This is a genomic window from Frankia sp. CeRuru1 (genome assembly GCF_977966315.1).
Map to the genome: position 1 here is coordinate 1 of NZ_CDWWEW010000307.1, position 6237 is coordinate 6237.

Sequence of the window (6237 nt, forward strand, 5' to 3'; positions counted from 1 at the left end):
GATAAAAAATGCGTTCTTCGCGAACGGCGCCTGTCCTACGACCGATGGCTTCGTCGTCGAATCGAAGATGACGGCGCTGTCATCCTGGTAAGAGACTTTCACGTCCTTGCAATAGCGGGCAAGCGCGTCTAGGACAAGCTCACCCGTTCCTGCGGGGTGCTGCATGAGGTAGCGCATCTTCCTAGTGTATACCGCTCGCCGTCGCTGAACGCTCAGGACGCCTGCGTCGAGCGCGAACTGTGGTGGCGGAGCATCGAGGCCGATCCCCGACCTCGATGCTTTCTGGATTACGGTCACGCGACCGGAAAGCTCCTCGTCGACCCCGCCCGAGGAAAGGGTGTCGCCGGATCGGGGAGATCTCGCGACAGGAACGGGCAGAGCTTGGACCAGCCGTCACCAGCCGCGATGTTCATAAGCAGGAGGTTCTCTCGCCCAGAAAAATATCTGACGACGGCGCTGTTGTGGGCGGCGTAGGCCGCCAGAAAACTGTCACGGTCGAAGCTCGATCGGCGATAGAAATCGCGTTCCTCTGGAACGAGGTCACGCCCACGGGTGTGCCACTCCACACTCTCTATCCAGTCTTCCGGCGTGCGGATTGTGAGGATGAACCGTGCCTCGGGGAAGGATGCGACCAACTCTCGCCAAATTGTTGGTATTGGCAGGTCGCTCACGGCATCCATTCGTTCCATGAGCCCGAGTCGGAAGACCCTGCGGTCGACGTCTCGCCGGATCTCCGCGCGGTCGTTCCAATGGCTGGCCCGGTACCCGAGTATATTCAGTGCCTCTGTCAGGGTTGATGTGCCGGTCCGGTGAGCCCCGATGCCGAATATCGGCGGACGGGGACCCCGGATATCAGTAGATTTCCTTTGCACCGTGTGTCTCCAGATACCAGGGCCCCTCGCGATCAGCGAAGTCGGTGTTGGTGTGCGGTGAATCAGGCCCGACGGCGGCGCGGTCAGCGGCACGCCAGACAGAGTAGGTATGGCCGCGCACATAGTCTATGCGGCCGTGCACTACGGCCGCCGTCTCCAGGACGACCAGTGCCGCCAGCGCTACCCAATTGGCGCGGTTGCGGCGTGCGATAGAAGCCAGAGCAGACAGAACGTTTGCGGGACTGCGGGTGGCAGGACGGTATCCAAGTTGCTTGATGGCCGCCATGTGTTGGCATGCGACCCTGCGCCGCTGGCGGTACAGATGGGCGACACGCCGGGGCGGCAGGTTGTAGACTCTCGCCTCGGGGACATAGCAGATCCGTCGTCTATCGCGGATGACGAGCGACTCGATCAGGACCTCGTCGCAGTGCACGCCGTCGGGCAGACGCTCGGGTAGGCAGGCACGACGAACGGCTACGGTCTCGCCCAGCTTCGGGGAACGGCTGGCCACCTCGTGGTGCAGGTGCCACAGGACCTCGTGCAGCCGCCCGGCAGCCGTGGGCAGGACGGCGACGCTGAGTACTCGCGCGCCGGTCATCGCGCACTGTGGGTCCGTCACCATGGGGGCCGCCAGCCGCTCAACCAGAGCGGGGCCCGGCACGACATCTCCGCCCGAAATCATCACAATGTCACCGCTGGCCACTGTGAGAAAAGTATTGATGGCGGCCAGTTTCCCCCGCCGCCGATCCCTTTCTATGAGTCTTACCCGCGCATCGCGACGAACATACTCAGCAACCGTCGCCACCGTGCCGTCGGTGCACTTACAGCACACCACGATAATCTCAAATATCTCGACTCTGACGGTTTCTTGGAGCAAAAAATTTTCGATGACTCTGCCTATAGTGTCGGCCACGTTGTGGGCGAAGATACCGACGCTGACCCGCATTTTAGACCCCCGGCGCTGGATGTTATCGGTGTGCAACCTCGTCGGCGAACCAGCGCAGCGCCTCCGCCCGGCTGCCGGGCGCGACCGCATGCTCGCAGACCACGAGCTCGTCCACGCCTTCCTCGGCATAACGAGCTACCTGCGCGCGCATTTCTGCCGCGTTGCCGGCCATCATGGCCTCCCAGGGACCGCCCGACCCGGCGGGAAGGTGGGCAGGCACGATCATTGTCACGGCGCCGCACTGCACATCCGCGACTCGTCGGCCGGCGGCCAAGCATTGCGTGGCCAACTGGCCGCGAATCCGCCCGGCGGAGGTGGGGTCGGCCCATACTGTCCACCGCTCGGCGTACCTGGCCGCGACGCCAAGAACGTGCGGCCCGGTGCCGCCGACCAACAGCGGAACCTCCGCTTTCTGAGCACGCAGGGCGTCGCGTATGTCGGCACATGCCCTGTCGAGCAGGACCGCACGCTCGCCAATGCTGGGGAACGGCAGGTCCAGCCGTGCATGCTCGTCGCGAGAACCGCCCGCGCCAACGCCCAGCACGAAGCGTCCGTCCGTGATCTGATGCAGAGTGACCGCGGTTTGCACTACCAGGAGCGGGTGCCGGAAGGCATTGGCCAAGACCAGGCTGCCGATCTCGATCCGGGGGACAGCGGTGCCGAGCGCGGCCGCCATGGATAAACAGTCGAGCAACCAACGCTCGCCCTCGGCGAAGATGTGGTCGCTGAGCCAGAGCGCATCGTAGCCCAGCCGCTCGATCGCCATGGCCTGGGCCAGTAGATCCGGCCAGAGATGCGTTGCTCGGCCAGCCAACTGAAGCGCATGGGACTGCCTCACTCCCCCTAGTGCTCGGCGGAATCTTCTCGGACGTCAAGGATGGAGGGCCGGCGCCCGGCGTACGGACCCGTCAGCAACTGACGCTGCCGGTCGGTCCATGGATGATGCAGGCTGGCCCACGGTGACTGTCGCTCCCACTGCATGAAACCGGGAGCGTACTTATACAACAACGCGCGCCGGTCGTGTCGGGCGCTCCAAGGGATTGACCCGTGGGTGACCGCCTCGGTGAAGACGACGGCGTCGCCGGCTTTCATGGGCACATGTGCCACGGGCGGCGTTTCTCCGGTGATGGCGCGGATCTCGTCTGGTAGGGGGAAGTTGGCCTTGTGACTTCCTGGGATTACGCAGAAACCGCCGTCGCCTGGCCCGACGTCAGTGAGGGCGTAGGAAACCACGACCAGCCCGTTGAACATGCGACCGTCGCGTACCAGGTAGTACTGGGACGGGTCGAAGGGCGTGCCGCCATTGTGCAGGTGATGTGGGGTCGTCGCGCCCGCGCCAGCGCGCATGAAGATGGCGTAGCTATGGTCGAGCCGCAGTCCCGGTCCAAGCAGCCGCCGCAGTATGGGCATGACACGCGGCTGATCGACCAGATCGCGCAGTTCTTGGCCCCAGTCGTCAAGAAGCCCGGTAACCATATCCACCGGGCCTGCGGTCACGTCGACGTTGGCCTCATCCAGTGGGGGGAAACCGGTATGAACGTAGGGGTACCTCGTCAGCAGTTCCGGCACGCCGACCGCATCCACCGCCGCGTTGAGCCTCGCTAACTGATCTTCGCCCAGTACGCTGCGCAGGACGATATAGCCGTTTAGGTCGAACAAGTAGCGCTCGATTTCGTTCACCGTGGCTCCTGGCCCCGCCAGGCGGGCATACGGTCGGCACATGGCGGCTGGAAAGAGACGAAGGTGCCGGAGGTGTCGTAGTAAACTGAATGGTCAGGCCGCTGGTCTGCTACAATTACTGGCCTCGCGATGGGGCGGATGGGCTTCTTCGGTGGCCGGGAAAATATCGCCCGATGCGCGGCGTCTACCTCGTTGAGGCTCGCCCGGCAATCGCTGATCGGGTTGTCCCGCGTGTATAGGTACAGGACCTCTGGGATCATGAGGTGGCGACCACCGGCCAGCTCGAGTGCCGGGATCATGATGGCTGTATCATAACATGCCATGAACCAGCCGCCGTCGTCGAAGGTGAAATCTTCAGGGCTGAGCTGGTCAAACAACCAGAAGCGCATGGACCGCAGGTGGTTGAACCAGATGGCGTCCGGGTCATCGCGTCCAGAGAACGCTCGGTAGGCGTTGGCTGAAACAACCTCCACCGGAAAGTTCATTGCCGGTGTAACCAGATCGTCCCTCGGATCGCATAGGTAACTTCCATAGGTGATCAGCGGGGCATAGGTATCGTAGTACCAACGCAATCGTGTCAGGGCGTCCGGATATATCAAGCGGTCGTCGGCATCGACAAAGACGATGACGTCCTCGGGTTCTGGCGCGAGCAGTCTGGCCGCATGGTACAGATTGTAGAGAGCACCACGCCGCTGCTGATTGACTACCGCCGTCCAGCCCTGCCGCGCGCAGAAGTCGGTGACAAACGCCGCCTGCCGCGGATCGTCCGAGGCGTCGTCGATCACACAGACATCGACGGCGGGATCGGTCTGCGCGGCCACAGACCGAAGGCTTCGCTCAAGGTACTGGTAGCAGTTCCAGCCTGGCATCAGAACCTTGAATCTCATTGTGTTGTCCCCTTGATGCGGCGTGCCTGGGCGTAGGCTTCGGCCATTCGAATCTCCATGACGTCTATGGCGAAGTGGGACCGGGCACGATCGGCGGCAGCACGGGCAATCCGCCTAGCCCCGTCGGGATGACTCAGAATGGTGTTTACCGCCGCCGCGATTGCTGCTTCGGCTCCCGGAGGGACCAGAAAACCGGTTGCTCCGTCAGTGATCAGGTCGGGTAGCCCGCCGACCAACGTCGCCACCACGGGCACACCGACGCTCATTGCCTCGATCACCACCCTCGGTGTGCCCTCGCTGTCCGAAGGACAGACGAGCACATCGGCGCCGCGCAGCAGCTGCCCGACGTCTGGGCGCAGTCCCACGAAGCGCACGCGGTCGGCGAGCCCCCACCGTTCAGCCAGACGATGTGCCTCCAGCTCCAACGGCCCGCCACCGATCACCACGAAGTCGAGGTCGGACCACTTGGTGGCCAGGAACTGGGCGGCCCGGAGGAACAGGTCGATCCGCTTCTCCGGCGACAGCCGGCCGACGAAGACCATCCGACGGGTGGCCTGCCCGCCCACCTGCTCGCTCAGGTACCCACGTGGGGCCTCTGGCACTGCGCGTACACCATTGGGAATGAACCTGACTGCGCGCAGGCCATGAGCACGCAGCCTTCCGGCTTCCTGGGCGCTGGTTGCGACCACCAGGTCCGCGTCTCTCAGGCACAACTCGTTCAGACCACTCAGCGCGCGGAACGCTGGCCCGGTACGGATGAAGCCATGGACACTCATGACCAGAGTCGGCGGGCACGGCGGTTGCCGCCACCGAGCCCGTCGCATCGCCACAGCTATAAGGTCGGCACGGTAGCCGTGCGAGTGCACGATGTCCGGCCGCAGCTTGGCGATGGCTCGTCGGGCGTCGCGTAGCCAGGCCCGCATGCCGCCAGCCGTGTGCTCGATGCACTCCACCCCCCGTTCGCGCAGTACCGCCGCGAACATCGGGTTGGAACCGAATGCCATAACCACGGCACTCATGCCAGCCGTGCGCTGAGCCTCGGCGAGATCCGCGACGTGGAGGTCGGCGCCGCCGATCTCTCCGGGCGGGCGCGGCCGAATCAGATGCAGCACGGATAGCGGCTTCCTCACGAGTGGGTCCGCCAGAACCGCTCGGCGGGCGCGACACCGCCACCAACCTGGACGCCATAGGAGGTCAGGTGTTCTCGACGCTGGTCGGGCTCGTCCCAGAGCACGCCCTGCTGGGAGCCATAGCAGTCGATCGCGTCCAGTTTCGCGGCCCAGTCCCGCGGCGCGGCCCGGTGGAGTACCGGCCCCGTCGGCCGCAAGTCTTGCGCCCACCCCGCGCAGCGCCGGTAGAGCACGTACGGAACGTCCTCGTACCACAGGACGGGCCGCCGCAGCCGCTTGGCAGCCGCGGCGATGATGCAGTGGTCGACGTGGCCGCCAATACCCATTGGCGCCAGCAGCAGATCGGCTTCTCTCATCTCGGGCAGGTCGGTGAGCCGTCGCGCGACCTGGGCGACGATGTCGGGCTCGACGCTGCGACGACGAGCGAGAAAGATATCCGGCCCCGCTGAATAGCGTGGGAGCCCGGCAGCATCGCATCGGTACAGGGCCTCTGGCATCTTAAGCCGGACGGGAACCGCGCCCAGCCGAGCCTGAGCGGAGTCGTCTTCCTTGCGTCGGTGGAGCATGGCATCGTCGCCAAGGCCACACGCGTGATGGAAGGGCGGGGTCAAACGGTTGTAGCGACGCCTCGATAGGATGATCGTGTTGGCGTCGAGGGACTGGATGGTGGATGGGCCGGCGGGAGCAGTTGACCATCGAGGAGCGGGAGCTGATTTCCCGGG

At 64.5% G+C, this 6237-nt stretch carries 7 protein-coding genes; all 7 read right to left on the minus strand.

What is annotated here, in order from left to right; genetic code table 11:
* Window positions 1–293: 293 nt before the first annotated feature.
* The gene (locus AC08OP_RS18730; RefSeq protein ID WP_476615378.1) at window positions 294–965 is read right to left on the minus strand and encodes a sulfotransferase family protein; all 672 of its coding nucleotides are present in this window, start codon (window positions 963–965) and stop codon (window positions 294–296) included.
* The gene (locus AC08OP_RS18735; protein ID WP_476615379.1) at window positions 853–1818 is read right to left on the minus strand and encodes a glycosyltransferase family 2 protein; all 966 of its coding nucleotides are present in this window, start codon (window positions 1816–1818) and stop codon (window positions 853–855) included. The genes AC08OP_RS18730 and AC08OP_RS18735 overlap by 113 nt, the downstream gene beginning before the upstream one ends.
* 22 nt (window positions 1819–1840) lie before the next feature.
* A complete protein-coding gene (locus AC08OP_RS18740) occupies window positions 1841–2656 on the minus strand; it encodes an LLM class flavin-dependent oxidoreductase (protein ID WP_476615380.1) in 816 nt (271 codons plus the stop codon).
* Between the two features lie 5 nt (window positions 2657–2661).
* A complete protein-coding gene (locus AC08OP_RS18745) occupies window positions 2662–3498 on the minus strand; it encodes a phytanoyl-CoA dioxygenase family protein (protein ID WP_476615381.1) in 837 nt (278 codons plus the stop codon).
* Window positions 3495–4385 carry a glycosyltransferase family A protein gene (locus AC08OP_RS18750; RefSeq protein ID WP_476615382.1) on the minus strand — a complete coding sequence of 297 codons (891 nt, stop codon included), beginning with the start codon at window positions 4383–4385 and terminating at the stop codon, window positions 3495–3497. Before AC08OP_RS18750 ends, AC08OP_RS18745 begins: the two co-directional genes overlap by 4 nt.
* The gene (locus AC08OP_RS18755) at window positions 4382–5497 is read right to left on the minus strand and encodes a glycosyltransferase (RefSeq protein ID WP_476615383.1); all 1116 of its coding nucleotides are present in this window, start codon (window positions 5495–5497) and stop codon (window positions 4382–4384) included. Before AC08OP_RS18755 ends, AC08OP_RS18750 begins: the two co-directional genes overlap by 4 nt.
* Window positions 5498–5511: 14 nt before the next feature.
* Window positions 5512–6237: PIG-L deacetylase family protein (locus tag AC08OP_RS18760; RefSeq protein ID WP_476615384.1), on the minus strand; the 726-nt coding region annotated here is incomplete at its 5' end.

Coding starts and splice junctions, on each gene's coding strand:
- AC08OP_RS18735 (WP_476615379.1), bottom strand. CDS start 1,818: ATGCGGGTCAGCGTCGGTATCTTCGCCCACAACGTGGCCGACACTATA.
- AC08OP_RS18750 (WP_476615382.1), bottom strand. CDS start 4,385: ATGAGATTCAAGGTTCTGATGCCAGGCTGGAACTGCTACCAGTACCTT.